This is a genomic window from Motilimonas sp. E26, assembly GCF_021278025.1.
In the GTDB taxonomy this organism is placed as follows: domain Bacteria; phylum Pseudomonadota; class Gammaproteobacteria; order Enterobacterales; family CBDFNC01; genus Motilimonas.
Genome location: NZ_JAIBHJ010000022.1, coordinates 38,425 through 64,920, shown reverse-complemented (window position 1 = coordinate 64,920; position 26,496 = coordinate 38,425). Strand labels below are relative to the sequence as shown.

Genomic DNA, 26,496 nt, shown 5'->3' with positions numbered 1-26,496 from the left:
AAGCACTGCTACCGTGGAATATCCGCAAGAACAAGTGATCGCCTAACAATCAAGCCTGCGGAGTATTGAGCGCTTACGGTTTACCTACGCCAGCGCCGCCATTCACTTAGATTTTTGGTTATTCATTGGCCAAGTGTTTGGGTTGATAACTTGGTTTATCAATGAAAAGCGCTTTTCAAAGAAACTAAAAACCGCGAAAGTCATTAAAAGGTGCGTGGGATAGGCATCTTTGCTAACCGAGCAATTAAGAGACTGTCCCGCTCTTTCGTTCTTTAGTCCATGCGTTAAGGGTTGGAGCCGAAGTCATTCGGCGATATTGATAGTATTAAACATAGTAACCATTTGTTTTTTTTAATTACTTTAATGGTTCCTGCCCAATCATCTTTTACCCCAATTTTCTAAATAGGCTTAGGTTGTGATGCTACTTCACCTAATTTTATTTATTAGCTATAGCTACATTTATATAGCAGGGTAATTTAACATTACAGAGTAAGCTTTTCGGGGTTTAATTTCTTTCACAAGCTTCTATTTTGTCCATGTTATTAATCATAATACGGGCTATCTTATTTTTCGCCTGAGGGTCTGATGTAATCGTTTTTTGTAGCTCTAATGGCGTTGCCTCTACAATTACGTCAGTTTTACAAGCACAAATTTCTTTGGCGTTAGGGTACTTAATCTCGCAGCCCATTTGCATTGCCGTTCTAAACGTTTCGTCGTGTGTCTTTTCACTGGCTTCATGCTCCACTGTTTTTTCCGTAGAACTACAGGCTCCTAATAACAAAGTGAAAGCTAAAACTGCAAAAACTTTCATTAATACATTCTCCTAAATAATATGAAAAATTAACTGATTTAAGCAAGGCGAGGGAAGATAAAATACGTTTCCTATGCCTTGCTGGTACAGTATCGCGGAGTAATTTACCAGAACTAGTGACCATATGGTCGAATAAATGAGACATCTTTTTCTAAGCGAGCAATTGACAGGGTGGCTGTGCCGCTATTATGCGTATATTTTCTGTTTTTTACGCGTTATTGTTTTGAGCTTAGTGGTTAAAATATTTATCTGGATTATCATATATGATCACGATGAGTGGTAAACGAATGACTTGGAAAGTGGATTTTTATGATGGTGTAGAGGATGAAATTTTGTCAATGCCACCAAAAATCCAAGCTTGAATGATTAAACTCTTAGAGCTTATAGGTCGAGGCTTGCTTTTTTATCTAAAAGGCCAGCATGTGTATGTGTTAAGAGCTTTGCAGAAAAAAGAGATCGAGGTCGCTCGTGGCAATCCTAGTTTTAAAGCCTTGGTGAACTATGCTCATGCGTGCGGTTTCAAACTCGATTTAGGATTTAAACATGCTTAGTGGTACGTTATTTTAACGCACTGGCTGGTTACTAATGTTAAATTTCGCATCGTTTTTTCAAGTGCAAAAAGCCGCTTTAATCCGGCTCACTTGTTGTAGTACCACTTGCCATTAAAATAAATCAATCTTGTTCGCTGCTCGTTAAAAGAGCTAGGCAGGTCTTTTTGCCTAGCATCTTTGTTTTCCCTAATTCGGTCTATTCTGTCACCTGCTTGAGCAGGGTTTCAAGGGTAATACTTCCTGCTCGGTGCTCGATGATATCGTTTTTATTAAAGGCGATATGGCCAGAGTTCAGCCCCTTGGTCATTTCGATAAAGCCAGCCAGTGCCGCAGGTGAAAACCCTTGCCCTGACATGGCTTGTTGCCAATGACTTTCAGGGATGGCGACCGCAGCTATTGGTTTATCAAGCTGTGCGGCCAAGTGATGCGCAACAGCATGGGGTGAATAATCGGCGGGGCCGATCAAATTGATCGCCCTTGTTCCCTGCCAATTCTCGCAAAGTACTTGGGCGGCAATTTCGCCGATGTCTTGGGTTGCGATCATCGGAATTTTACGTTCAAGAGGCGCAAGAAAGCTGGCTAACTCGCCTTGCGCTCTGGCTGATGCGATTAATGGCTGCCAATTTTCCATAAAATAAGCCGCACGTAAAAAAGCGAGGTTTAGATCTGTTTGGCTTAAACGTTGCTCTAAAGTTCTATTCATCCCAATCCAACCTGTGTCTGATGCTTGCTCGGCACCGACCGACGATAACGCCACTAGCTTAGGTAGTTTTGCCGCCACTGCTGCGTCGGCAATCACGTTCGCCATCACCTCGGCTTGTGCAAATAAATCAGGCTGTGAGTATTGCGGTGGGCTGACGATATAGGCAGCGGTTACACCCGACAGTGCATTAGTCAGCATCGCTGCATTGCTTAAATCGGCAACGGCTACTTCTGCCCCTTGTTGTTGCCAATATGCCCCTTTCGTTGCATCGCGTACCACCACGCGCACCTGTTTGCCTGCTGTTATTAAGGCTTGAGCGGTGGCGGCTCCTGTACGACCGCTCACCCCTGTTACTGCATATAGCTCTGCTTTAGTCATTATTTTCTCCGGTTATTTGACGCCGTTATAGAATCAATAACGCTGATCTTATAGACTGCAAAAACATAATAAAAATGCATGTTTGTAATGCTGGGTATACTTAAAGTGGATTTAAATAAGGTTGACCTTAACCTACTCAAATTATTAAGCGCACTTTTAACCGCGCGTAATGTCACAGTGGCAGGGCAAATGGTGGGCTTGAGCCAGCCGGCGGCAAGTCGAGGGTTGGCGCGGTTACGTCAGCTATTTAATGACCAATTATTTGTGCGCACTGCTCAAGGTTGGCAGTTAACGCCGCGCGCCGAAGCTTTGTCGGGGTCAGTCGCGAGGCTGCTCGAAGATGCAAAAGCCATTGTCGCGCCAGCTACGTTTGAGCCGAGCACGGCGCAGTGTCGGTTTACAATTGCTACGGCGGATCATTTAGCCGCGCTGTTGATGCCTAAGTTACTGTCTAAATTGGCCAAGCATGCGCCGGGTGTGGATTTAGTGATCCCGGCTAGAGCGGGTAACAACATTCATTTGGTCGCAGAGGGCGGCGCAGATTTTGCGATTGGCGTTTATGATGATTTACCGGCAAGATTTTATCAACGCAGGCTGTTCAATGAAGACTTTGTCTGCCTTGTTCGCCGCGATCATCCGGTACTGGCTAAGCCTTTTACCTTGGCGCAATTTGCTTCATTGTCACATATCTCAGTGAGTATCACGGGGATGGGCAATAGTGCAGTCGATGAAGCCTTAGCTAAGCAAGGCCTGAAACGAAGAGTAGCGGTGCGGTTGCCGCACTTTTTAGCAGCGCCCATGTTAGTGGCTGAAACGGATATGGTGTTAACACTGCCAAGTAGATTCGCGCAGCAAATTGCCAGTATGCTCCCTGTTGCAGTGCTGGCGCACCCTCTCAACATTGACTCTTTTACTCCATCAATTATCTGGCATGGCAGGCAGCACGATAATCCTGCGCATATTTGGCTGCGAAATTTAATAGTAGCCATTGCTGAGGAGCTGTAAAAATGAGCACTGAATATTGTGGGGTCGACTAAGCAAGATGAAAAATAAACATAGTTAAGTATTGGTCATGTCAGTCACCCTGCTAAACTTGGTGTTATTGTGGGTGGCTAAGTTAAATTTATTCAGTAGGTTAGTTTCTTATCAGTTGAGATGCTCTCGCATACACTGTTGTAAATAATTTAACGAGTTCACCTAAGTTTAATGAAATGCTTTTGAGGATGTTCATGACCAGATGTGCCCTGTTTGTCATTTTACTGACTCTTTTTAGCTGCTTTAGCTCTGTCGCCAAAGAAGTGTACGTGTGTGGCATGGCTCAAGGGTTTCATCCTTATCAGTTTAGTGAGAATGGCGAGCCTAAAGGGTTGGACTATCAGCTTTTTCAAAAGATGGCCGCTAAAATGAACGTACCTGTGCAAATTTGGCTGGGTGATTGGGATGATGTGGTAGCCAAGCTTAGATTTGGTCAATTAGACTGTGCGATTGGCATGGAATGGAACCAAACGCGTGACAAATATTTTGATTTTACAACACCTTATTACATGCGGCGAAGCGCCATATTTGTATTGAAACATGATAGTAAAATTAACGATTTGCATGATCTGGACAAGCAGTTAGTGGTGGGTGACCGACACTCATATTTTGAACGCTACCTCAAGGAGCAGCAAATCGAAGTGCGCAATAAGCACACACATTCAAAAGAGCAATCGTTCATGTTATTACAGCAAAAACAATATAAAGCCATGATTGCACCACTACAAGTCGGCTATTACCTTGCAGACAAATATCATGTTGAGCTGAAAGTGCTAAGTCTTAGCCCTGCGGGGACGCCTGTGTCTATGGTGGTACAGAAAGGCAATAAAGCGCTGTTATATAAAATGGAGAAAGCGTTACAGGAACTAATAGTAGAGAATGAAATATCGCCTATCTTTCAGCGTCAGTAAGCTTAGTTGCCCTAAAATTGATCAGAGTACGTTATGTCATCCATTCCCCAATCTAAAGACGAACTACTGCTTGCCATCAATGGTATTTTTACCAAATTAATGGCCGATTATCGTGTTATTTCAGCGGGTATTTCACGCGATAATGGATTGGAAGGCAATATTAAAGGCACGCAAATCAGTGTTTGCGACACAGTGGCTTACCTAATCGGTTGGGGTAAGTTAGTGTTGAAATGGCAGCGTTTAAAGTCGCAAGGGCTACCCGTTGATTTTCCGGAAACGGGTTATAAATGGAACCAGCTTGGCTTATTGGCAGATCATTTTCATCAAGAATACCGCGATTGGCAGTACGAAGATTTACTCAATGAGCTTGAATCCACTGTGGCTGATGTCGTTGACTTGATTTCAAGCTTAAGTAATGCCGAGCTTTATGAAAAACCTTGGTATAACCAATGGACATTGGGTCGGATGATCCAATTCAATACCTCATCACCAATGAAAAATATACGCACTAAGGTAAGGCGTTTTAAGAAAATGAAAGGCTGCTAAGTTCTTTTTTGAGCGTTTACAGTGGCTTTAGGTTAGCCTGACACATTGGAGCTTGATTAGGTTTGCTACCATGCTCAAGATAGTGACTCATATAAATTCATTTGTTACTCAAGAAGAATAGGCGGTTTAGATGAAGTATGTAGTTTATCTATCAGGTGAGATTCATAGCGATTGGCGCGAGCAAATTATCCAAGGCTGCGCGTGCAAAGGGCTTAATATCCAATTTACCTCTGCTATCACTGATCATGAGTCCAGTGATGCCGCAGGCGATGGTTTAGGAGTGGAAACATCTTCTTTTTGGCGTGATCATAAATCGGCTAAGGTAAATGCCATCCGCACCCAAACAGCGATAAAAAACTGTGATTTAGCGGTAATACGCTTTGGTGCTAAGTATAAACAATGGAATGCTGCGTTTGATGCCGGCTATTGTGCAGCCTTGGGCAAACCTTATATCACGTTACATGATGAAGATTTAGTTCACGCATTAAAAGAAGTTGATGGGTCGGCGCAGGCTTGGGCAACAACACCCGCTCAAGTAATTGAAATATTGTCTTACTTATCAGCATAGCTGAGTGTATTTGCTGTTAGCTAAAAACATACACAAGGGCTAGGTCTAAAGTGATGTTGCCCTTTCGCTATTTTTTTAATACTCATGGTCTCACTAGGCGAGCTTTTAATTTTGCAGCTGCGTGAACCCTATGTATTACAGATTTGTTAATTGTGTTATTTAATTGATGTTTCTATCTTTATGCTTCTGATAAATAACAAGGAGTGTTTACGTGGAAGCAATCAAATTCTTTAACAAGAAAATGTCAACAGTACTGATCTCGGCGGCTATTTGCGGCCCAGTGATGATGCAAAGTGTTCAAGCGGTGGAGCCAACCGACCTAATTCAACCAAAAATTGTCGGTGGAGGTCTTGCTAACACCAGTGAGTGGCAATTTTATACGCAAATTTTAAATTCTAATACGACAACCGCTTTTTGTGGTGGTAGCTATATTGGTGATGGTTATGTTTTGACCGCGGCACACTGTGTTAAAAACAAACCCGCGATCTTTTTGCACGTAGAGGTTGCTGGGTTTACCCTTAACGGTGGCGTTGGCGATCGCATTCAAGTTGCCGAAAAATTTGTTCATCCTCTGTTTAACACCAGTACCTTGAACCACGATGTGGCCTTATTGAAGCTAGAGCGTGAGCCCACGGTTGGCCAGCCAGTTAGCTTGGCGCAAGGCAGTGTTGAGCAATACGTTCGTACGGGTGACTTAATTACTGTCGCGGGCTTAGGTCGTTTAAGTGAAAACGGTGGTCGCGCTGGGCAACTAGAAGAAGTAGACGTGCCATTGGTTTCTGATGCGGTATGTAATCAATCCGGTGGCTCTTATGCCAATGTTGGTGATGTGGCTTTCTGTGCGGGTTATCCGCAAGGTCAAAAAGACTCTTGTAGCGGTGACAGCGGTGGCCCTATTGTTGTCGATACCGGCGGTCAGCGTGTACAACTGGGTATTGTAAGCTGGGGTGTAGGTTGTGCTAGACCGGGTAAATACGGTGTTTATGCCGATGTTGCCGCCCTAAGAGATTGGATTGACGGTATTAAAGCGGGTGAAAAACCGCTTTCACTGTCTTATCTTGCTAATCAGCAGCTTAATGATTTTGCTTTAGGCGCTGTGGTTAACCATACTTTCCGTATCCGTAATAGTGGTGACAGCGATGTTAGTATTAACTCTTTAAACTTGAGCGCCAGTGGCGTGGCGACTTCGCCCGTGACAACCAGCGATACCTGTAACAGCGCAACACTGGCTGCTAATCAAAGCTGTGAAGTGGGCGTTGAGTTTGGCGCGAGTCAGGCTGGTGTGGCTAAGGTTGCCTTGAACTTTAAAGTGGATCAAAGTGATTTAACATACACGGCCAACGTTAGCGCGAAAGCCATTGATGAAGATGTTGTTATTCCAGACACCGGCATTACCCCGTTTGTGGCGGGTAAAACCAAGCCAGTAAATGGTCAAATTTACAGCTATGCAGGGCAATGTTTTAAAGCTAAAAACACCCCAGGCGTTTGGGAAACACCAAAAGCAGGTTCGTGGTTCTGGAGTGTTACTGCTTGTGCAACAACACCAACTGTTGAACCAACCATCGAGCCAACAGTAGAGCCGACAATGGAACCTACGGTTGAGCCTACTGTCGCTCCAACCATTGCGCCAACTATTGCACCAACAGTTGAGCCGACTCAGCCGCCACAAGGTGTGATTGAGTTCGTATTAGGTCAAACTAAGGTAAATAATGGTGACATTATTTCTTACCAAGGTGAGTGTTTTGCTGCGAAAAATAACCCAGGTACATGGGAGCCACCAAAAGCGGGTTCTTGGTTCTGGACTGCAGTAACTTGCCCATAATAGCTTGATTTAAAAAGTAACCAAAAGGGATGCATTGCATCCCTTTTTTGTTTCTAGTTATCGGCGGAGTGACAAGAGTAAAGGCTTCGCCATACGGTCTCTATCGAAATTAACTAACCCGAATCTTGGATAAGCGAACATAGTATATTTTCCTGCAAAAACGCTGTGAATATGTCCTTATAAGCTTTGCGTTTTCATCCCTGAAAACGAAATTTTGCCGTAAAACATACTTTATTTAGTTGCGTTAAGCTTAAACAGAACAGAGGTTAACTAGTCGTTAGGTTGGCTCTGCCACCCACAAGGTGGCAGATTTGGTCAGAAGTTAACCCTGCGAAAAGAACACCAGTGGCTGACTCTGCTGTTGATTTAACTCATCCGCCTCCACTCTCTCTACCGAAGCGTTAGGCTTTATCGCCACTTCATTGGCGGTTAAAGTAAAGGTTACCCGCGATGAAGCCAGCTCATAAGGATCGGCTTGAAGTGTTAGTGGGAGTGATAACATTTCACCAGGGGCGAGGGTGACATCAGGTGAGTTAAGTAAGGTAAGGGGCTGATCGCTATTAATCACTAAGCGATATTGCTGAGTATATTGGGTTTTATTAAGCATTTTTACGGTGTAGGTGTTTTCCACCCAACCCTCATTGTTATACCTAAATAACTCACTGCGGTCGCGTAATACGTTGAGCTCAAGTGGTTTTAAGTTAATGCTTTGTATAATAGTGGCACTGGCAATTAACGTGGCGACTATGCCATAACCCCATACCCTAAGCCGACTGGGTTTAGCGGCTTGTCCTTTCAAGCTGGCCTCACTGGCAAAACGAATTAGGCCTTGTTCATAACCAAAGTTAGCCATGGTTTGATTACAAGCATCGGCGCACAGGCCGCAGTTAATGCATTCATATTGCAGGCCGTCACGAATATCGATCCCCGTTGGGCACACTTGTACACATAAATTACAATCAATACAGTCGCCTAAGCCTGCTTGTTTCAGTTCGGCTTGGGTTTTGTTGCGTTTGCGTGGGCCGCGCCCTTCGCCGCGTACGGTATCATAGGTGATAGTTTTGGTGTTGGCATCAAACATGGCCGACTGAAAGCGTGAATATGGACAGCAATGTAGACACATTTTTTCTCGCATTAAGCCAGCGTTTACATAAGTACAGGCAACAAAAAACCAGACCCAAAAACCCTGCCAGAATGACACTTCAAAGCTAACCACTTCAGCCAATAGTGTATGAATGGGTAAAAAGTAGCCAATAAAAGTGACGCCACTAACAAAGGCTATCAGCAACCAAGAGCTGTGTTTTGCCAATCTGAGGCCGGCTTTTTTGAGGCTCCAAGGCGCTTGGTCGAGTTTTTTACGTTGGTTAGCGCTGCCTTCAATTTTGTTTTCAAACCACACAAAGATCAGTGTCCAAACGGTTTGTGGGCAGGTAAAGCCACACCACACTCGACCGTATAAGTTGGTGACCAAAAACAGCATAAAGGCGGAAAAAATCAGTCCACCAGCCAGTAAGGTAAAATCTTGTGGCCAAATGGTGATGTTGAAGAAGTAGAATTTTTGCTCGCTAATTGAGAGTAAAATTGCTTGGCGATCTTGCCACTCCAGCCAAGGCAAGATGAGAAACAATAAGAATAAAAAGCCACTGAAATACTGGCGAACACGTTGAAACTTGCCCTGAGTTTCACGGATATAGATTTTTCCGTCAGGGCTGCTTGTTGCATCAATCACTTTAACGGGGATCGGTTTTGCTTCCATTTCGTTACCACATTGTTTTTTATTTTAGTGGTTGGACTAGGGCAAGAAGTGTGCCGAAATTAATTAACGTTAAGCTTCTGATTTTATGGGTTTATTTTGTTTTGGCCTAGGTTGTTTTTCGTGATATATCGCTAATTCGCTATATTTAGCGAATTAGCCGTTGATTAGTTAGGGTTTTATCTTGTCATACTGCGTTTATTTACGCTTATGAATACCGAGCTTTTTCATTTTTGAACGCAAAGTGCTTTCTGGTACGCCAGCAATTTGCGCGGCGCCATGGGGGCCACTAATCCGACCTTGAGTTTGTTTGATGAGTGCTCGTATATACTCTGTCTCCATTTGCTTGAGGCTTTTGTTGTGGTTTTTCTGTTTGCCTCGGTCAGCATTAAGTGGCGTGGTTAGAGTCAGGTAGTTGTCTTGGCAAATAATGGCTTCACGCTCTAATACATTTTGTAGTTCGCGAATGTTGCCCGGCCAAGAATAAGCCATTAACTCATTTAGGGTTTGGCTGGTAGCATGAGTGATTGATTTACCAAGTTTTTTGTTTAGTTGTGACAGGATGCTCGAGACTAATAAGGGTACATCTGCTATGCGTTGGGTAAGGCTAGGTACTTCAATAGGAAATACATTTAAGCGATAAAACAAGTCCATCCGAAAGCTGCCGGCTTCAACCATTTTACTCAAATCGCGATTGGTTGCGGCAATAATGCGAATATCCACCTTGATGGTTTTACTGCCACCCACCCGCTCTAATTCCTGCTCTTGTAACACGCGTAATAACTTTGATTGCGCCGCAGGGCTTAGCTCACCTATTTCATCTAAAAATAAGGTGCCTTTGTCGGCCAATTCAAAACGGCCTTTACGACGCTCGAATGCACCGGTGAAAGCGCCTTTTTCATGGCCAAACAGCTCACTTTCCAACAAATTAGGTGAAATTGCTGCGCAGTTTACTTTCACCAGTGGCCGATTTTGGCGTTGGCTTAAACTATGTAGGCTGCGCGCGACCAGCTCTTTACCGGTGCCGTTTTCGCCGCGTATTAACACCGTACTGTCGGTGCTTGCTACTAGCTTAATTTGCGCCATCATGGCATTAAATATTGGGGTGTTACCCACCATGCCATGAATATTATGCTCGTTGTCGATTTCAGTTTTTAGATAGAGGTTTTCATCTTGCAGCTGCTGCGATAAGGCTTGCACTTGTTTTAATGCATTGCGCAACGCTTGCTCGGTTTGCCGTTGTAGTGATATATCGCGAAATATCGCCACCACGCCGATCATGCGCTCGTCTTTGTAAATAGGGGTAGAAGTGTATTCAACAGCAAAGCAGCTACCGTCTTTGCGCCAGAACACTTCGTTATCGATATGTCTGGGTTTGCCGTCGTGTAAAGTGGCGTAAATATGGCATTCTTCCATCGGATAATGGCTGCCATCACTGTGGCTGTGATGATGAAACTGATGAATGGATTGGCCAATTAACTCATCAGCACGCCATTGGGTCATTTGCTCGGCGGCTTTATTAATAAATACCGCATGGCCATTTAAATCAAAGCCATAAATACCTTCACCCACAGCATCAAGCAGTAATTGGTTTTCCGGTAAAAACTCGGCTACGCCTTTATTCATTGTCGGGTCCAGTATTATCCTTGGGTTGATTGTGCGTAGTATAACTTTATTCGCGAAATATCACGACATGTCTATTGGTATCAGCCTTAATTGTGCATGACTCACCCAGCCTTTACGCTTCTTTACTCAAGTTAGCAATCCCTTTAAAGCGATTCTTGTTATATTGCGCTTTCTTTGTGTTTTAATCGTATGTCTGGTTTATTGGCAGCATAGTTAGGTGGGAATTTGTGATGACCAAGACAAAGTGGTCGATGTTACTGTTAGTTAGTGGTTTAGCGGCAGTTTTGTATTACGGTTGGATTGGCTCAAGTGAAGCAGTTAAGCCTAGTGTAAAAACAACGCGTCAGGTTGAAGTGGTGACGGGTGAAGTGCAAGCTTATGGCGTAGCGCAACGATTAAGCCTAGTGGGCAGTTTAACGGCGCAGCAGTCTGTCGACTTGGCTTTTCAAATATTTGCGCCAGTGGCTGATATTTTAGTTAAAGCCAATGCTGAAGTTGTTCCCAATCAAGTGTTGGTGCAGTTAGATGACAGTAAAGCTCGCGCAGCCTTTGTTGAAGCGCAATCAGTATTAACTGAAGAGCAACGCAAACTTAAAGAATTTCAACGAATTGTCAGTCGCGGTGCAATTACTCAGACCGAGCTAGACGCGCAGCGCGCCAGTGTTGATGTCGCCAGCGCACGGTTAGCGGCAGCGCAGGCAGCGCTTGATGATCACCAATTACGAGCACCATTTGCTGGCACGCTGGGGTTAATTGATGTCAATTTAGGTGATATGAAAACCGTTGGCGAGGCGGTGATGAACCTAGATAACCTCAATACTATGCGGCTAGATTTATCGGTACCTGAGCGTTATCTTTCACAAATTTCTACGGGTATGAGCATTATCGCCAAGGCGCGAGCTTGGCCTGAGCATAACTTTGTTGGTCAAGTGGTCGCCATTGACTCACGTGTTAATCAAGACACCTTAAATGTACGGGTGCGGGTGAACTTTGATAATCCCGACAAGCGGCTTAAGCCGGGCATGTTTATGTCGGCAACCATGACATTTCCTGAGCAAACGGCACCGGTTATTCCAGTACAGGCATTAGAATATTCAGGCACGAAACGGTTTGTTTATCTGTTGCAAGCTGATGGCACTGTAGCGCGTACCGAGGTGGTGTTGGGCGCTAGGGTAAATAATGATGTGTTAATTGAATCAGGCTTAGCGGTAGGCGACCAAATTGTAGTGCAAGGCTTGGTGAATATGCGTGATGGCATCAAAGTAAAAGATTTACAGGCAGCCAACGGGGAACCGAGTTAGATGTTACTTTCTGATGTTGCTATCAAGCGCCCTGTTTTCGGTATTGTATTAAGCTTACTGTTAGTTATTTTTGGGCTTGTTTCGTTTACTAAGATGTCAGTGCGGGAAATGCCTGAGGTCGAGAACCCGGTTGTTACCATTAACACCACCTACACGGGGGCTTCGGCATCGATCATGGAAAGCCAAGTCACCAAAACCTTAGAAGACCAGCTCAGTGGTATTAGCGGCATTGACAATATTACCTCGGTCAGTCGCAATGGTATGTCGCGCATTACTATCAATTTTTTGCTGGATTGGAATATTACCGAAGGCGTTAGTGATGTTCGTGATGCAGTGGCTAGAGCGCAAGGGCGTCTGCCAGATGAAGCTGATGATCCAGTGGTATCGAAAGATAATGGCTCAGGGGAGCCCTCGGTTTACATTAATTTAGAATCTTCAGAAATGGATCGTACCCAGCTAACTGACTATGCCGAACGGGTGTTGGCTGATCGCTTTAGCTTTATTTCTGGTGTGAGTGACATTGGTATCAGCGGCGCCTTGTATAAGGTGATGTATGTACAGCTAGACCCTGAGTTAATGGCGGGTCGTGGCGTTACCTCTAGTGATGTGCTGAATGCATTAAAAAAAGAGAACATGGAAACACCAGGTGGTGAGGTGCGTAATGATGTGACCACCATGCCAGTGCGTACTAGTCGTCTTTATTTACAGCCTGAAGACTTTGAGTACCTTGCAGTAAAGCAAAACCCTAATGCCCCGCCAACCTATTTAAAAGATATCGCTAAGGTATGGATTGGCGCGCAAAATGAAAGTTCAACCTTTAAAAGCAATGGGGTACAGAATTTAAGTTTAGGTATTATTCCCCAGTCTGACGCCAACCCTCTAACGGTAGCGAAGCAAGTACGCGCTGAGGTGGATAAACTACAAAGTGTATTGCCTGCGGGTACTCAGCTGTTTGTAGATTACGATGCCACGCTCTTTATTGAACGTTCTATCCAAGAAGTCTACAACACCTTAATGATTACCGGTGGCTTAGTGATCTTGGTGCTGTATCTATTTATTGGCCAAGCTCGCGCCACGTTCATTCCTGCTATTACCGTTCCAGTGTCGCTGATTTCGGCATTTATTGTGGCGTATTTCTTTGGTTTTTCAATCAATCTATTGACATTGATGGCGTTAATTCTGGCCATCGGTTTAGTCGTAGATGACACCATAGTGGTGATAGAAAATATTTTGCACCATTTAGAGCAAGGGGAGTCGCCCTTGGTGGCCGCGTTTAAAGGCTGTCGTGAGGTGGGATTTGCAGTGGTTGCCACCACGTTAGTGTTAGTGATGGTGTTTATTCCCATCGCCTTTATGGAGGGTATGATTGGCCGCTTGTTTACCGAGTTTGCGGTGCTGCTTGCGATTGCAGTGAGCTTTTCATCTTTTGTCGCGCTGACCTTATCGCCAGTGCTGGCGAGTAAGTTGTTTAAAGGTGAATTAAAAAAAGGACCGATCGCACTAAAAATGGATGCAGGCTTTAGCCGCATAGAGCAAGGCTACCGTAGCTTATTAAGTAAAGTCGTGATTTATCCTTGGCTATCACCTGCTGTGATTTTGGCTTGTTTGCTAGGCTGTTATTATTTAGTGCAAGAGGTACCCAATCAGTTAGCGCCGCAGGAAGATCGCGGGGTGATTTTTGCTTTTGTGAAAGGCGCAGAGGGCACCAGTTATAACCGCATGATCAAAAATGTGGAACAAGTTGAGCGACAACTATTGCCCCTTGTTGGTCAGGGAACGATCCGCTCGATGAGTGTGCAAGCGCCTGCTTTTGGCGGCCGTGCCGGTGATAACACAGCCTTTGTGATCATGCAGTTAGAGGATTGGGAGCAACGTAGTATTAGTGCGTCTGACTCCCTTAAGCTGGTGAAAGACGCCTTAGTGGGCATACCTGATGTACGTGTTTGGCCAATGCTGCCAGGTTTTCGCGGCGGCTCAAGTGATCCGGTGCAGTTTGTATTGCGTGGCGGTGATTACAAAGAGCTGTTTGAGTATGCCAGTCAGTTAAAGGAAAGGGTGCAACAGAGTGGCCTGTTTACTGGGCCCGATTTAGATTACGCCGAAACCACACCTGAACTAGTCGTGCATATTGATCGCGCTCGCGCTGCGCAATTGGGGGTGAGCGTACAAGAAATTGCCGACACGTTAGAAGTGATGCTAGGTGGGCAGACAGAAACGACCTTTATCGATCGCGGTGAAGAATACGATGTGTATTTGCGCGGCGATGAAAACAGGTTTAATAACGCCAGTGATTTAAGCCAAATATACCTGCGCACGCAAACCGGTGAGTTAATCACCCTCGACACCGTCACCGATATTGAAGAAGTGGCGTCGGCGCGGCGCCTGAGTCATTTGCAAAAGCAAAAGTCGATAACCTTAAGTGCCAGCTTAGCCGATGGCGTGACTTTAGGCGAGGGACTTGCCTACTTAGAGCAACAAGCCCAAACCATGTTACCCCCTGATATTAGTATGGATTACAGCGGTGAGTCGAAAGACTTTAAAGATAACCAAAGTGATATTCTCATCGTGTTTACGCTGGCTCTGCTGGTGGCTTATTTGGTGTTAGCCGCGCAGTTTGAAAGCTTTATTAACCCGCTGGTGGTGATGTTTACGGTGCCCATGGGCATTGTTGGTGGCTTGCTTGGCTTGTGGTTAACGCAGGGCAGCTTAAACATTTACAGCCAAATTGGCATGATCATGCTAATTGGTATGGTAACCAAAAATGGTATTTTGATTGTTGAGTTTGCCAACCAATTACGCGACAAAGGCATTGCTTTTGAAGAGGCTGTGTTAGCGGCGGCATCAAGACGCTTACGCCCGATTTTAATGACCGCATTTACCACCTTAATAGGTGCTATTCCTTTGATTATGTCAACGGGAGCGGGCGCGGAAAGTCGCATCGCGGTGGGCACAGTGATCTTCTCAGGGATGGCACTGGCGACCTTAGTCACCTTATTCGTGATCCCGTCTATGTACCAACTGATGGCGCGTCATACTCACTCGCCAGAGCATGTAAGTCGGTTATTAGCACAACAGCTTGCGGAGAAATAACAGGGGGAGCATACCATTTCGCTTATTGAGAATCAGGCAAGGTTCATCACAGGGTTGTATTAGTGGTGTTAGCCTACCTTTTGATTCATCTCCCAAGCTGTGACTTGGTTTCTGCCGTTCATTTTTGATTGATACAACGCGGCATCGGCTTTGCGTAAAATAGTGGCTACTTTTTCTGGTTGATTAATGGTGTAAAGGCCAATACTGATGGTGGTTTTTAGTGGAGTGGCTTGGTCAATATCAATATTCAGCTGTTCTATCGCTAATCGAATGCGTTCACCAAGGTCAACCGCGCCGTATTGATCATTGGTAGTGGCTAATACAATAAACTCTTCGCCACCAATACGCGCGAGAATGTCATTGTCTCTAGTCATATTGCTTAATGCATTCGCGACTTCTATCAGTACTTTGTCACCAATATCATGGCCATGAGTGTCGTTTACTTTTTTAAAGTGGTCGATATCAATAGCAATAGCACACAAGGTTGCCTTGTTGCGCAGGGTAGATTTGATTAGCTTGGGCGCTTGTTCATTAAATGCGCGGCGATTACTGAGTTTAGTCAGCGGGTCGGTTCTTGCTTCGTACTCAGCTTGTTCCTTGGCCTGTTCTAGCTCTTTAGTTTTTTTAATAACCTGATTTTCCAGTTCGGCTGAAAATTGCTCTAACTGATGAACATGAGATTTAAGAGCATGGTCGCGCTCGCGTTTTAAATCCAGTACTCGATAACCCATGGATGCCGTTAACAGGCACATTTCAATCATTGCACCAATCGCACCACTGTAAATGGTGATGGGAAGATGAGGTACTAACCCCACCTGGCGCAGCGCAAATTGAATGCAGATAGCGGTGCCGTAGATAAACCAAGCTAAGGTAAATAGCCGAACATTTTGTTTTTTTGCTAGCCATAAATAGAGTGCGATAAAAGGCACGAGTAAGATCACGCCCATACTTGACATCATCAGCATGCCTGCGATTTCGGTGTATCCAAGCAAACCTAAAGAGATGATGAGGGGGCCAATCCACATCGCGGTTAATGTTAACTTGGACGCCCAAGGTAACAAGGTGCTGAGTTTGAGGTATTCACGAGCGAAAGCGAGGGCCATAAACAGATAAGCGCCCGTCCAAATGACGGCATTATTGATCGACACACCGCTAGGCTGAAAAAATATCCCCCAATGGTTATCAAGATTCATTAGGCTAATGGCAGAGGTAAAAGTGAGCCCTGAATATAATAAAAAAACGCGGTCTCGAGTGGCGAAAAATATCACCAAGGCAATAAACGAAAAAATAAAAAAGGAGGTGTAAACGCCACCATAAAGCGCGGTTTCTATGGTTTCATGCTTGATAAAGTGATGGGGTCGCCAAATTGAAAATTGTGAAAACAATCCGCCCATTTTATGTTCAATGCGAGCATAAACAGTCCGCTCCTCACCTGGATGCAAGGTAATAGGAAATACTGCGCCGGGATTGGGGTAAGGCTTTTCTGCAATGGGTTTTTCGCGATGGTAGTGATATTGGCTTTCTATCTCGTCACGATGGGTGACCATATACATATCAATTCTATATGGCCCAGGGTCGGTATACTCTAATAGGTATTGTTGTTGCTTGGTATCGCTATTGGTGATCTGAAAGCGCATCCAGACCGGGTGCGTTAGTACGCCTTGTGTTACATCGCCGCTGTGTTGTTGCCAGTCAAAGGTCGAGCCAGTATGGTAAAGAAATTGGTCAATACTAAAACTATCATTTACATCATTAAGGGTGTAATAGTTGCGATCGGTTGAAGTCTCTGTTGATAAATCAATAGGGGGTTGAACACTGGCAATAGCAAGCGAACTCAGCAAGTATAGAGTCAAATAAAAAAGTTTTTGTAACAAACGTTTAGGTTTCATTTGGCTTCAATTTTGCTGAAATGAGAAAGATATAAATGTTGTATTTTTGTTAGTGTTTTTATTTGTGTTTTACTTTGTGATAACAACGTTAGAATTATATATTGATAATGGCAATATATCCTGTTTATAACAATAGCAAATATAAAAAGGATCTCTATGCCACTCAAGCCTGACCAATTTGGTCTTTATCACCCAGCCAGTAATGATGACGTTATCGCATTAGTTAATTTTGCCCGAGAACACAAAAAAAGCGTGCGCACTTGCGGCGCTGCCCATAGTCAAAGTTGGGCGATATATACTGATGCTGCGATGTTACAGCCAAATGTAACCAATCAGTCGCCACCTGAAGTAAATAGCAATGAAATAAATATTATTTTAGATCAGATGATGCAGGTTGAATTAATTAATCCCTCACTGAATATCGTACGGGCGCAGGCTGGTGTGCACTTAGGTTATGATCCTAGCGACATCACAGGTCAATCGAGTGAGCAAAATAGCCTGCTATATCAATTGTGGCATAACTATAAGTTAACAGTTTCTGAGCTAGGTGGCATTACCCATCAAACCCTGGGTGGCTTCATTTCTACTGGCTCGGCTGGCGGTTCGTTAAAATATTCTTTTCAAGACAACATAGTTGGCATTCACTTTGTAGACGGTCATGGTCGCTTACAGTATGCAAGTCGTTATAAGAATATTGATTTGTTTTATGCAGCAATGGTGTCGATGGGGTTATTGGGCGTGATAGTGGCGGTTGATTTACAGTGCGAGCCAGCCTTTAACATATGCGGCCAAGAAGCCACCGTGTCTTATGATGAGTGTCAGTTTGACATGTTTGGTGAGTCAAAGGATAAGCCTTCATTATTAGATTTTTTTAATAGCGTGGATTACGGGCGGGTTAATTGGTGGCCGCAACCTGGGGTAAACCGTTTATTGCCATGGCAAGCTCAAAGGCAGCAGCAAGTGGTTGGATTTAGCCCGCGTCCTTATGAGGAATTCACCAGTTATCCTGAAGCGGCAGAGCCAGTTATTAGTATTATTTATGCCATTTTGGGCAACTTAGACTCGCCAATACGCCTTTACGAAAAGGTGCAGACGGGTATCATCGCGCTAGAGAAAGTGATTAATAGTATTACTGATTACAGCCAATTTGGCATATTTGCGCCGCTGTTTGAAAAAATTATCGAAGCACTTAAGGACGTTTCGCCGTTAGCATTTGTGGCCTTAATTGAAAAGGAAAGAGGCTGGATTAAGCAGAATCTGCCGGTTATTTTGCAGCAAGTTATCAATATTTTTCAGTCGTTAGACAGCAATAAATTGGGTAAGCTCAAAGGTACGCCGCAGGTATTTCAAGATCATGCTCCTTTGGGTCTACCTATGGATAATGAAGCTTCAGACGAATTACTTGATATTGAGTTTTCTGAACTGTGGTTCCCAGTGGGCCGCACCAATGAGGTGATGCAAGTACTGCGCGATTACTTTGATAGTGCCGCAAATGATCAAGAGAAGTTAACCCGCACCGGTTTATTTACCATCGAGGTGTACATGGCTAAGGCTTGTCAGGCTTGGATGGGCATGGGTTATTCCGATCAAATGGATGAATGGAAAGAGGGTGCCGTTCGATTTGAACCACTGTGGTTTGTTGATTTTGATGAAGATCCAGCCTTAGCTTTCTATCCTCAGTTTTGGCAATTGTTTAAAGATAAAGGCATCCCGTATCGTTTACATTGGGGCAAAATGTTACCCAACCTTGGTCAACCGGGTAGCCATGAATGGATGGATTATGTGCGCCAGCAATATCCAAAATTAGCCGATTTTCTTGCCTTGCGCGCTGAGCTGGATCCGGAACAGATCTTTGTCAGTGATTATTGGCGCGGACATTTAAAAGTTGAGAGAAACGGCCACTAAAAGAGGCTAGCCGACTCATCATCTCAATTATCTGTTTCAATTTTCGAGTTGGCTAACTCACGTTGCAAGGGCGGGCATAGATTGCCGTCCTTTGCTATTTGCTGTTGTAACCAACGGCGAAAAATTTGTGCTTTTTCACTGACCGGGCGGTTTTTCGCGGTAACCAAAAAATAGCCGTAGTCAGAGGCGATACTGGTTTCAAATAACCTGACCAGTTGGCCATTGGCCAGCTCTTCTCCCACTAAGCTTTGGCGTGCTAATGTTACCCCTTGTCCTGATACTGCTGCTGTGATTGCGAGGCTAGCATCACTAATGCTTAAGTTGTCTTTTAACTTCAAGGCCGGATAACCTGCGGCGCGAAGCCAAGTATTCCAGCTGGTATTGGTGGTCAGAAAATCATTAATAATAGTGACTTGAGTAAGATCAGGTGCGCTCGCTAATGACTTGTTAGCAAGCTTCATGCTCTCCAATAATTTAGGCGAACAGACCGGAAATAAGTTGTCACTCATCAAGGCTTCACTGTCGCAGTTCGGGTATTCACCTAAGCCAAAACGAATCGCTAAATCAAAATCCGATTGTGCTAAATCGACTACTTGTAAGCTTGGCGTTAAACGCACTTCAATCTCGGGATATTGATCCAGAAAATGCCATAACCTTGGCACCAACCAACGGGAACAAAATGACGGTAACGCCGAGATATTTAATGCTCCAGTGGTGCTAGAAAGGGATACTTTTTGCATGCCGTCGGCGAGTAAAGTTAGGGATTGGCTGACATAAGGCAAAAACGCAAGGCCTTGTTCGGTCAAGCTTAAACGACGGCTGTGACGTACAAATAAGGGGGCCCCCACTTGTTGTTCAAGGTTGCGAATGTGCTGACTAACGGCGGCTTGGGTAATAAATAAATCTTGTGCCGCTAAGGTAAAACTTAAATGTTTGGCCGCACTTTCAAAGCAGCGCAGCGACATGATGGGTGGCAGGTGAGTATTCATATAGATAAGTTTTACTTATGTAAAGATAAGAATCTATCGTTTGTTTATTAGTCAGGTCAAGCCTAAATTATTTATCAAACCTAGATGGATAGTGAGGGTGTATGCAATTAGTGACTAGATTGGTGAGTGTTGATAAAGGGTGGGCGAAACTTAAAAATATTTGCCTTGTAATAAGCTGTACTTACAATGAAATGCAGCGGCGCCGACGCACTCGTCAACAATTAGCACAGTTGTCGGCGCATCAGCTGAAAGACATTGGTATTGATCCTGCTCAGCAGCAAGAAGAAATTCGTAAATATTTTTGGCAACGATAGTGTGTGAGTGAGGTGTTATTGCTATTTTGGCTGACAGTCTCATTTGGAATTAACAAAGGCGTAAGTAATGACTGATATTCAAGGTAGCTGTTTATGTGGACGGGTGGTGTTTAGCTGCGACAATCGCTTTAGCCAATTTCATTTTTGTCATTGCCAGCAATGCCAAAAAACATCGGGCTCGGCCCATGCAGCCAATTTGTTTACAGAGCCGAGTAATATTAACTGGCTCAAGGGGCAAGATCAGATCAAGCGCTTCGATGTGCCCGGTCGTGCTATTTCAAGCGCCTTTTGCCGACACTGTGGCTGTGCCATGCCGTACCTGTCTGGCACGGGTAAGGCTTTGGTGGTACCGGCGGGTTGTTTAGATGGTGAGCCGAATATCGCCGTGGATGATCAGATTTTTTGGGCAGAGCGTGCGTCTTGGTATGATGCAGCCTTGGCTAGTCAGTGTTTTTTGGGGTTTCCTAGGGTCTGTTGATCTTTGCTGGTTAATTTTTGTTCGAGATAAAAGCGTTTTGAGCAAGGCGAGCAGTGTGTAGCTTAGCATTCTAAGTAAATACTGCTCAACGATGGGCAAAACGCTTTTAGCCGAATCCGTAGGACAGCGTTTGTTGGGTATTTCTACTGCGTTATCGCCTTTTCGTGTAGCTAGCTACACCACAAAAGCGCTGCCTTGTATAAATACCCAACAATTCGCTGCAAAAACAATCACGAAAGATCAACAGACACTAAGTAATCAGCAAGGTTTACTCGCCTCTTTTAATGCTTCAGCTAGATGCTCGCTGAGGTAGTGCCAAACTTCGTTGACTGCCCGGCTGCGCGCATTTTTTTCTAAACAAACCAAATGAATAGGAGCCGCATCAGGGTGATGCCATTGGCTTAGTACAGGAACCAGCTGGCCTTTTTTTAGCTCGGGCTGAATTAATATGGGATCAACTCGAATAATCCCCATGTCCATACAAGCGAGTTCTACTAAGGTGCGGCCATCGTCAGATGCGGTGGATGGAGTAATACGTAAGGTTTGTATTTCGCCACTTGGGCTGCAAAAGTGCCAGTGATCCATTGTCAGCTTTTGATGACGGAAGATTAAGCACTGGTGAGCAGCCAGATCGTCAGGCTTATCAAGCTTAGGCGCGTGTTTAAGGTAGTTAGCACTAGCAAAGCAAGCCCATGATTTAGTGCCAATATGACGAGCAACTAATGACGAATCAGGTAATTGACCCACCCTTAGTGCGATGTCTATGCCTAGTTCAATCAGGTCAACGACGCGATCATCAAGGTTAATTTCTACCACTATGTCGGGAAATAGTTGCTTTAAATGTGGCAACAAAGGCAATAGGTAACGTTGGCCGATAATAGTGGAACTGCTGATTTTCACCCGCCCGCTGGGTTTGGCTTGGGCTTGTTCGGTTAGCTTGGCGGTATTGTTAAGTAGGTCGGTTAGTGAATCAGTGATGACGAGTAATTCTTTGCCGGCATCAGTGAGGTTTAACTGCCGAGTGCTGCGTTGCAATAACCTCAAACCCAATTGCTTTTCAAGCTGGGCAATTTTCTTACTGACTGAGGAGCGCGGCAATTGCAGCGCGTCAGCTGTGGCTTGAAAACTGCCTAATTGAGTAACACGACGAAATAGGTACAGATTAGGCAGTTGCAAGTGCAAAGTCGTGGTATCAATATTCATTTTGGTTCCCATATAGAAACAATATGTTTCTTATATCGTGTCTTATTGGAAATAATTCTCCAAGGTATGCTGTTCTTCGTCAACTCATATATTCAGGAGATCAGTTATGTCATCCACACTACAAGGAAAAACCATATTAATCACTGGCGCAACCGCAGGCATTGGTTTTGCAACGGCGCAATCATTGCTGCAACAAGGTGCGCGATTAGTGATCACAGGTCGCAATCAAGAACGTTTAAATCAAGCGGTCAAAGCCCTTGGCGAGAGGGTGATACCCGTATTGTGCGACAGTGCTAATGTTGCGCAAATCCAACAAATGGCAACTCAGTTACAGCGCGATAACATCAAGCTTGATGGGCTAATTTTAAACGCCGGCGTTTTCTATCCGGTGGCTTTTGAGCAAATGAGCTTAGATAACTTAAACACCACCATAGCGGTTAACTTTAATGGCCCAACGTTAACCTTGCAGGCGTTGTTACCTTGTTTGAATAACCCATCTAGCGTGGTCTTTATTTCCAGTGTGGCGGTGCTTAAAGCCTTTGCTACTGCGGGCGTTTATAGTGCCAGCAAAGCCGCCTTTGAAGGCTTGGCAAGGGTACTTAATTTAGAGCTTGCTGAACGTGGTATTCGTATTAATTCGATTCGCCCAGGCGTAACGGCAACGGAAATCCAAGCTAAAGCAGGCATGGATCAAGACGCTATTAGTGGATTTTTTGAATCGTTGAGTAGCACGCCCGTGGGCAGAGTGTTAACGCCAGAGGATTTAGTGCCTGCTATTAACTATTTAATTTCTGATGCGAGTATTGGCTTACGCAATGCGTATATCGACATTGATGGTGGTTTTGGTCTTTAGTCCGAGTCCTAAGGAAGAGTACCCTTTATCAAAGTGTAAAAGCATCAGGTTCAGCTTGGTGCTTTTTTCGTTAACCCAAAAATGTGCTCACGGGCTTGCAGGTACTGTGATAACTCTCCAGTTGGATCAAGCCTTGTAAAATAAAGCCGTGGTAACGAGCTTGAGCAAGTTGATGATCAAGGCTCGGCGCAAAATAGTAAGTTATGTCTTCAGCACCTGTTTGCTCTACCGGAATAAGTTGTAACTCACCCCAAGGCGCAAGCTGAGTGGTGATAGGGGCCTTAACTTGGTATTGATAAGGCTCGATACCATCGGAAGCTTGGCGAATTAAGCTAAACTGCTGTTGCCCCTGTAGCATCAGCTCGCGGATTTGAATGGCTAAGGTGTCAACATCGCGCAGTGGAATATGCGTTGAGTGGTAGCTTGTTGTTTTGCCATCCAGTTTAACTTGAGAATCGAAGCCGTTATTGCTAAACGAGGCATGCATGTCACGGGATCTAAACCCCGACACTTGTTGCTGAAATTGCGTGGTGAGCCATGCTTGTTCAGTGTTAGACCAAGTCAGTTCGGCGCGCTGTTGATACTGAGTGGCAATCCCTAAAATAGCGGCGTGACTGTTTGAGGTGATCACCGCTGACTGACCCTGCCAAGCTTCCGTTCTGGTCATGGTTCCAGTATGTAAATCGCCAAGGTAAACAGAATAGCTAGCTGCGCGACTGCATTGTTTGGAATTATTACTGGCTGACACGGGATAGCTCGCCATTAGGCACGCTAGCAATAACATGGCGTGATGCATCCAGCGCATCTCGGTACAGTTTTTAAAATACTTCATTAACATTGAGATAGAAGTTAGTGTCATTTTTGCCAACACCTACGTCAAAGCGTAAATTGATCTGGTCTTTAAGATTAAAACGCAAGCCAGTGCCATAGGAGGTGAGTACGTCATCATTGAGTTTGCTAACGTGAGAGGCAACACTGCCCGCCGCGCCCCAAAATACCATGCCAAAGCGTTGGTAAATGGGTAAGCGGTATTCAACCTGTCCCATCATCATTTGTTCATCACGATAGCGCCCCTTGATATAGCCACGCATGGCATTTGAACCGCCTAAATCCGGCAATAAATTCCATGGCACATCGCCATCGGTAAAATGCCCTTGTAGTTGCCAAGCGATCAAGCCCGGTGCTGATGGCAGGTCAATATAGTTCGCTAATTCAACGTCATAAGTTGAAAACGAAGCATGTTCATCATTGTGATAAAGCCCAGCGTCAATCTGAAATAGCCAACCTTTGCTGGCGTTTAAGCGGTAATCTCTTGAATCGTAAATACTGCTGAGCACCGCGCCCGCACTAACATTGCTAGGTAATACGCCATCGGCATCTACCTTAGTGCCTGTTTCGACAAACTCTAACTTGTCTGCGCTGGCGTAAAGCAAGTCAGCCCCGACGCCAAGAAAGTAATTATCAGCAAACTCAGTCATCCAACGTGGCTTAAAGCGCAACAGCTGTTCATCAAACTCATGCTTGTTGGTATCAATATCGCCATTAAGGATGCCGCGTCCATAATAGACGGCGGCTTCATTATGCAGCTCTAATTCCAGCAACAGCCGCTGCCTGCCCTGATTTAAAAAGGTCATGCTTTCTACTTCAACGCCGTAAGATTTATTAGCAGAAGCAAAAGAGTTAATGACTAAAGAAGAAGGCTGCTTTTGCTTGGTCGCATCGCCAGTTTTATACAAACCAACCACCAATAATCCGACACCAAATTTTTTCTCTGGCGTGTAATAAGCGGTGGGCAAATAACTCATATCGATGGTTTTACTGTCGTCAAACCCTCCGTCAGCACCAAATACCGATAATGTATTGTCAATCCACGTTGGCTCCATGTCTGCTGGTGTATCAAATAAAGGCTCAACAACGGCATGCGCGCTATTGGCGCACAGCAACAGGGATAACAATACTTTTCGGGTCATAACGGCTCGGTTCGGGTAAGGGGAATTATTTGGTGGATTTTTATAACATACTTTAACGCATCATTAGGTGTGGATTATTGCATCCTTATGTTTTATTTTTATGATTATTTGAACTTACCTTGATGCCAATTGGGGCTGATAAAGGACTATTTATGCCTTCTTTCCAATTTTTTAAGCGCCATGACAGCGGCTCATTAACTTATCTAGATGTTGATTCAGCGACCTTTGCGGATGAAAAATCGCAGCTACTTGAGCAAGGCTTTGAAGTGGCTAATAATCATTATATTCAAGCTGCCACTGCTGAAGAAGCCTTGACACTAGCTGCCCAGCCACAATTAGAAGCGCTGGATAGCTATGGCGCTTTAACCCAGTCAATGATTGGCGTGTATGAGCTGATCAAAGCGCCTTTTAAAAAATAAAATCAGGAATATTTTGCTTAAGCTCAAATTATTTCTGATTAAGCTGATAACTCAACTAGCTAAAGCGTTACTAGCTATAGCCTTGGTGATAGTGCTTTTCGCCAGCTTGGCTTTCGGGCTTAATCATCATTATCGCACGCCCTTGCAACAGTTTTGCTCGGAAGTTGAGTTAAATAAGCCTGTTAGTGATGTGATAACGCTGGCTGAAGGGCACTCGTTTTTTATTTTGGATATGCGTGACAAATACGACAGGGTGGGCATATTGAATCATCGGGCGCATTATTTTCGCTACGAATGTGCGATCACTGTGGTGAATGATGTTGTGACCGAAGCTAAGATGGTAATCGCAGATTAACCCAAGGGATTAAGGTAATGATTGCAGTAAACGGACGTTTTAATATTTACAATCAAGTGGATAAGGTTGATTTAGTGAGAGTAAAAGCCTTACTCGGTTTATCCTATTGGGCGGCGCAGCGAAGCTTAGAAGACATCGCCACGTCAGTACAACACTCGCAATGTTTTTCCCTTTATGATCAGCAATATCAAATCGGTTTTGCCCGAATTGTCACCGATTATGTGTCGTTTGCGTACTTAGCCGATGTCATCATTGACCCTGAATATCGCGGCCAAGGGCTGGGTAAATGGTTAGTCGAAACCGTGGTCAGCGATCCGCGTTGGCAAGGAAAGCTACTGATGTTAGCCACCGATGACGCGCACGGCCTCTATCAACGTCATGGCTTTGCCGAAAGTAGCAAACTGATGGGCATGGGAATTAGAGGGCAAATATAATGTTGAATCAATGATGTTTTATTGGTAAATGCAACAGAAGCTGCTTGATGCTTTTCTGGTGTTGTCAATGATACATCGATAACTAACCACTCTAAATATGCAACCAGTTAATTTTTAGTGATAACTTAGTTATAAAAGTTGTTTTCATGCCTTTTTGGGTATTTGTTCTGGTTATGTCTGTTTTTTGGAAATTAACGTTTATTGTAATAGCTAATTGTTTGCAGTACCGACTATTTACTGGTATTAAATTCATGCAAATTTGACTATGGCTTCTCGCTTCTCGACTAAGTGGATTATTTATGTACATGTTTAGATCGGTACCGGTTGTTTGGCTCAAATCTCAGTTTTAAATCTATCAAGGAAATGATTAAATGGCTAAGCTACATCCTATCGCGTTAGCGCTTTCGAGCGTTCTGGTTCTGAGTGCTTGTGGTGGTTCTGGTAGTTCTCCTGCTTCTAGTGCAGAAGGCTCAATCAAGCCAAGTGTGGCTCCTTCTGTAGCACCAACTAGCGTCCCTTCTGTAGCACCAACTAGCGTCCCTTCTGTAGCACCAACTAGCGTCCCTTCTGTAGCACCAACTAGCGTCCCTTC

Annotated in this window: 24 protein-coding genes; 14 read left to right on the top strand and 10 right to left on the bottom strand. The window is 44.5% G+C overall.

The window, feature by feature from the left end; genetic code table 11:
• Positions 1–505: 505 nt before the first annotated feature.
• Together K1M91_RS16360 and K1M91_RS16355 are read right to left on the bottom strand one after the other, a co-directional pair.
• Positions 506–811: a hypothetical protein gene (locus K1M91_RS16360; protein WP_232803334.1), complete on the bottom strand. Its 306-nt coding sequence runs from the start codon at positions 809–811 to the stop codon at positions 506–508.
• 747 nt (positions 812–1,558) lie between these two features.
• Positions 1,559–2,443 (bottom strand): NmrA family NAD(P)-binding protein, encoded by an 885-nt coding sequence (locus K1M91_RS16355; protein WP_232803333.1) that lies wholly within the window; start codon positions 2,441–2,443, stop codon positions 1,559–1,561.
• Positions 2,444–2,530: 87 nt separating this feature from the next.
• On the opposite strand from K1M91_RS16355, the gene K1M91_RS16350 reads away from it, so the two are divergent.
• From K1M91_RS16350 to K1M91_RS16330, 5 genes are all read left to right on the top strand, one after another.
• On the top strand, positions 2,531–3,448 hold the full coding sequence (locus tag K1M91_RS16350) for a LysR family transcriptional regulator (protein ID WP_232803332.1): 918 nt from the start codon (positions 2,531–2,533) through the stop codon (positions 3,446–3,448).
• A 224-nt stretch (positions 3,449–3,672) separates the two neighbouring features.
• Positions 3,673–4,389 carry a transporter substrate-binding domain-containing protein gene (locus K1M91_RS16345; RefSeq protein ID WP_232803331.1) on the top strand — a complete coding sequence of 239 codons (717 nt, stop codon included), beginning with the start codon at positions 3,673–3,675 and terminating at the stop codon, positions 4,387–4,389.
• A gap of 33 nt (positions 4,390–4,422) precedes the next feature.
• Positions 4,423–4,935, top strand: a complete 513-nt coding sequence (locus tag K1M91_RS16340) for a ClbS/DfsB family four-helix bundle protein (RefSeq protein WP_232803330.1) — start codon at positions 4,423–4,425, stop codon at positions 4,933–4,935.
• Positions 4,936–5,065: 130 nt separating this feature from the next.
• Complete coding sequence (locus tag K1M91_RS16335; protein ID WP_232803329.1) at positions 5,066–5,503, top strand: YtoQ family protein; 438 nt, start codon at positions 5,066–5,068, stop codon at positions 5,501–5,503.
• 211 nt (positions 5,504–5,714) lie between these two features.
• Positions 5,715–7,325 carry a trypsin-like serine protease gene (locus K1M91_RS16330; RefSeq protein ID WP_232803328.1) on the top strand — a complete coding sequence of 537 codons (1,611 nt, stop codon included), beginning with the start codon at positions 5,715–5,717 and terminating at the stop codon, positions 7,323–7,325.
• Between the two features lie 322 nt (positions 7,326–7,647).
• Here K1M91_RS16330 and ccoG read toward each other — a convergent pair whose 3' ends face one another.
• Complete coding sequence (gene ccoG, locus K1M91_RS16325; RefSeq protein ID WP_232803327.1) at positions 7,648–9,081, bottom strand: cytochrome c oxidase accessory protein CcoG; 1,434 nt, start codon at positions 9,079–9,081, stop codon at positions 7,648–7,650.
• Between the two features lie 195 nt (positions 9,082–9,276).
• Entirely contained in the window at positions 9,277–10,704 is a 1,428-nt protein-coding gene (locus K1M91_RS16320; RefSeq protein ID WP_232803326.1) for a sigma 54-interacting transcriptional regulator, read from the bottom strand.
• A 230-nt stretch (positions 10,705–10,934) separates the two neighbouring features.
• Here K1M91_RS16320 and K1M91_RS16315 point away from each other — a divergent pair, with 230 nt between their 5' ends.
• Positions 10,935–12,005 carry an efflux RND transporter periplasmic adaptor subunit gene (locus K1M91_RS16315; RefSeq protein ID WP_232803325.1) on the top strand — a complete coding sequence of 357 codons (1,071 nt, stop codon included), beginning with the start codon at positions 10,935–10,937 and terminating at the stop codon, positions 12,003–12,005.
• Entirely contained in the window at positions 12,006–15,095 is a 3,090-nt protein-coding gene (locus K1M91_RS16310) for a multidrug efflux RND transporter permease subunit (RefSeq protein WP_232803324.1), read from the top strand. It begins immediately after the preceding gene.
• A gap of 68 nt (positions 15,096–15,163) precedes the next feature.
• On the opposite strand, the gene K1M91_RS16305 is transcribed toward K1M91_RS16310, so the two are convergent.
• The gene (locus K1M91_RS16305) at positions 15,164–16,984 is read right to left on the bottom strand and encodes a diguanylate cyclase (protein ID WP_232803323.1); all 1,821 of its coding nucleotides are present in this window, start codon (positions 16,982–16,984) and stop codon (positions 15,164–15,166) included.
• Positions 16,985–17,140: 156 nt separating this feature from the next.
• Between K1M91_RS16305 and K1M91_RS16300 the strand changes: the two genes are divergently transcribed.
• Complete coding sequence (locus tag K1M91_RS16300; RefSeq protein ID WP_232803322.1) at positions 17,141–18,889, top strand: D-arabinono-1,4-lactone oxidase; 1,749 nt, start codon at positions 17,141–17,143, stop codon at positions 18,887–18,889.
• Positions 18,890–18,912: 23 nt separating this feature from the next.
• Here K1M91_RS16300 and gcvA read toward each other — a convergent pair whose 3' ends face one another.
• Positions 18,913–19,878 carry a transcriptional regulator GcvA gene (gcvA, locus tag K1M91_RS16295; protein WP_232803321.1) on the bottom strand — a complete coding sequence of 322 codons (966 nt, stop codon included), beginning with the start codon at positions 19,876–19,878 and terminating at the stop codon, positions 18,913–18,915.
• Positions 19,879–19,979: 101 nt separating this feature from the next.
• Here gcvA and K1M91_RS16290 point away from each other — a divergent pair, with 101 nt between their 5' ends.
• Both K1M91_RS16290 and K1M91_RS16285 read left to right on the top strand, forming a co-directional pair.
• Complete coding sequence (locus K1M91_RS16290; RefSeq protein ID WP_232803320.1) at positions 19,980–20,192, top strand: DUF1127 domain-containing protein; 213 nt, start codon at positions 19,980–19,982, stop codon at positions 20,190–20,192.
• A gap of 67 nt (positions 20,193–20,259) precedes the next feature.
• Entirely contained in the window at positions 20,260–20,670 is a 411-nt protein-coding gene (locus K1M91_RS16285; protein WP_232803319.1) for a GFA family protein, read from the top strand.
• Between the two features lie 258 nt (positions 20,671–20,928).
• On the opposite strand, the gene K1M91_RS16280 is transcribed toward K1M91_RS16285, so the two are convergent.
• Positions 20,929–21,873 carry a LysR family transcriptional regulator gene (locus K1M91_RS16280; protein WP_232803318.1) on the bottom strand — a complete coding sequence of 315 codons (945 nt, stop codon included), beginning with the start codon at positions 21,871–21,873 and terminating at the stop codon, positions 20,929–20,931.
• A gap of 106 nt (positions 21,874–21,979) precedes the next feature.
• Between K1M91_RS16280 and K1M91_RS16275 the strand changes: the two genes are divergently transcribed.
• Positions 21,980–22,726 (top strand): SDR family oxidoreductase, encoded by a 747-nt coding sequence (locus K1M91_RS16275; protein ID WP_232803317.1) that lies wholly within the window; start codon positions 21,980–21,982, stop codon positions 22,724–22,726.
• A gap of 70 nt (positions 22,727–22,796) precedes the next feature.
• Here K1M91_RS16275 and K1M91_RS16270 read toward each other — a convergent pair whose 3' ends face one another.
• Positions 22,797–23,489 carry a hypothetical protein gene (locus tag K1M91_RS16270; protein ID WP_232803337.1) on the bottom strand — a complete coding sequence of 231 codons (693 nt, stop codon included), beginning with the start codon at positions 23,487–23,489 and terminating at the stop codon, positions 22,797–22,799.
• Positions 23,490–23,544: 55 nt separating this feature from the next.
• On the bottom strand, positions 23,545–24,696 hold the full coding sequence (locus K1M91_RS16265) for a BamA/TamA family outer membrane protein (protein ID WP_232803316.1): 1,152 nt from the start codon (positions 24,694–24,696) through the stop codon (positions 23,545–23,547).
• Positions 24,697–24,848: 152 nt separating this feature from the next.
• Here K1M91_RS16265 and K1M91_RS16260 point away from each other — a divergent pair, with 152 nt between their 5' ends.
• Genes K1M91_RS16260 through K1M91_RS16250 form a run of 3 tightly spaced genes read left to right on the top strand, consistent with a single transcriptional unit; the run spans position 24,849 to position 25,904 of the window.
• Entirely contained in the window at positions 24,849–25,115 is a 267-nt protein-coding gene (locus K1M91_RS16260; RefSeq protein ID WP_232803315.1) for a hypothetical protein, read from the top strand.
• 13 nt (positions 25,116–25,128) lie between these two features.
• Positions 25,129–25,470 carry a hypothetical protein gene (locus tag K1M91_RS16255; protein WP_232803314.1) on the top strand — a complete coding sequence of 114 codons (342 nt, stop codon included), beginning with the start codon at positions 25,129–25,131 and terminating at the stop codon, positions 25,468–25,470.
• A gap of 17 nt (positions 25,471–25,487) precedes the next feature.
• Positions 25,488–25,904: a GNAT family N-acetyltransferase gene (locus K1M91_RS16250; RefSeq protein WP_232803313.1), complete on the top strand. Its 417-nt coding sequence runs from the start codon at positions 25,488–25,490 to the stop codon at positions 25,902–25,904.
• Positions 25,905–26,271: 367 nt separating this feature from the next.
• Here K1M91_RS16250 and K1M91_RS16245 read toward each other — a convergent pair.
• Positions 26,272–26,496 (bottom strand): hypothetical protein (locus K1M91_RS16245; protein WP_232803312.1); only part of this gene is annotated, 225 nt, incomplete at its 5' end.

Excerpts from the sequence above, each read along its gene's own strand:
- K1M91_RS16360 (WP_232803334.1), bottom strand. The coding sequence starts at position 811 with ATGAAAGTTTTTGCAGTTTTAGCTTTCACTTTGTTATTAGGAGCCTGT.
- K1M91_RS16355 (WP_232803333.1), bottom strand. The coding sequence starts at position 2,443 with ATGACTAAAGCAGAGCTATATGCAGTAACAGGGGTGAGCGGTCGTACA.
- K1M91_RS16350 (WP_232803332.1), top strand. The coding sequence starts at position 2,531 with ATGCTGGGTATACTTAAAGTGGATTTAAATAAGGTTGACCTTAACCTA.
- K1M91_RS16345 (WP_232803331.1), top strand. The coding sequence starts at position 3,673 with ATGACCAGATGTGCCCTGTTTGTCATTTTACTGACTCTTTTTAGCTGC.
- K1M91_RS16340 (WP_232803330.1), top strand. The coding sequence starts at position 4,423 with ATGTCATCCATTCCCCAATCTAAAGACGAACTACTGCTTGCCATCAAT.
- K1M91_RS16335 (WP_232803329.1), top strand. The coding sequence starts at position 5,066 with ATGAAGTATGTAGTTTATCTATCAGGTGAGATTCATAGCGATTGGCGC.
- ccoG (WP_232803327.1), bottom strand. The coding sequence starts at position 9,081 with ATGGAAGCAAAACCGATCCCCGTTAAAGTGATTGATGCAACAAGCAGC.
- K1M91_RS16320 (WP_232803326.1), bottom strand. The coding sequence starts at position 10,704 with ATGAATAAAGGCGTAGCCGAGTTTTTACCGGAAAACCAATTACTGCTT.
- K1M91_RS16315 (WP_232803325.1), top strand. The coding sequence starts at position 10,935 with ATGACCAAGACAAAGTGGTCGATGTTACTGTTAGTTAGTGGTTTAGCG.
- K1M91_RS16310 (WP_232803324.1), top strand. The coding sequence starts at position 12,006 with ATGTTACTTTCTGATGTTGCTATCAAGCGCCCTGTTTTCGGTATTGTA.
- K1M91_RS16305 (WP_232803323.1), bottom strand. The coding sequence starts at position 16,984 with ATGAAACCTAAACGTTTGTTACAAAAACTTTTTTATTTGACTCTATAC.
- K1M91_RS16300 (WP_232803322.1), top strand. The coding sequence starts at position 17,141 with ATGCCACTCAAGCCTGACCAATTTGGTCTTTATCACCCAGCCAGTAAT.
- gcvA (WP_232803321.1), bottom strand. The coding sequence starts at position 19,878 with ATGAATACTCACCTGCCACCCATCATGTCGCTGCGCTGCTTTGAAAGT.
- K1M91_RS16290 (WP_232803320.1), top strand. The coding sequence starts at position 19,980 with ATGCAATTAGTGACTAGATTGGTGAGTGTTGATAAAGGGTGGGCGAAA.
- K1M91_RS16285 (WP_232803319.1), top strand. The coding sequence starts at position 20,260 with ATGACTGATATTCAAGGTAGCTGTTTATGTGGACGGGTGGTGTTTAGC.
- K1M91_RS16280 (WP_232803318.1), bottom strand. The coding sequence starts at position 21,873 with ATGAATATTGATACCACGACTTTGCACTTGCAACTGCCTAATCTGTAC.
- K1M91_RS16275 (WP_232803317.1), top strand. The coding sequence starts at position 21,980 with ATGTCATCCACACTACAAGGAAAAACCATATTAATCACTGGCGCAACC.
- K1M91_RS16270 (WP_232803337.1), bottom strand. The coding sequence starts at position 23,489 with ATGGCGAGCTATCCCGTGTCAGCCAGTAATAATTCCAAACAATGCAGT.
- K1M91_RS16265 (WP_232803316.1), bottom strand. The coding sequence starts at position 24,696 with ATGACCCGAAAAGTATTGTTATCCCTGTTGCTGTGCGCCAATAGCGCG.
- K1M91_RS16260 (WP_232803315.1), top strand. The coding sequence starts at position 24,849 with ATGCCTTCTTTCCAATTTTTTAAGCGCCATGACAGCGGCTCATTAACT.
- K1M91_RS16250 (WP_232803313.1), top strand. The coding sequence starts at position 25,488 with ATGATTGCAGTAAACGGACGTTTTAATATTTACAATCAAGTGGATAAG.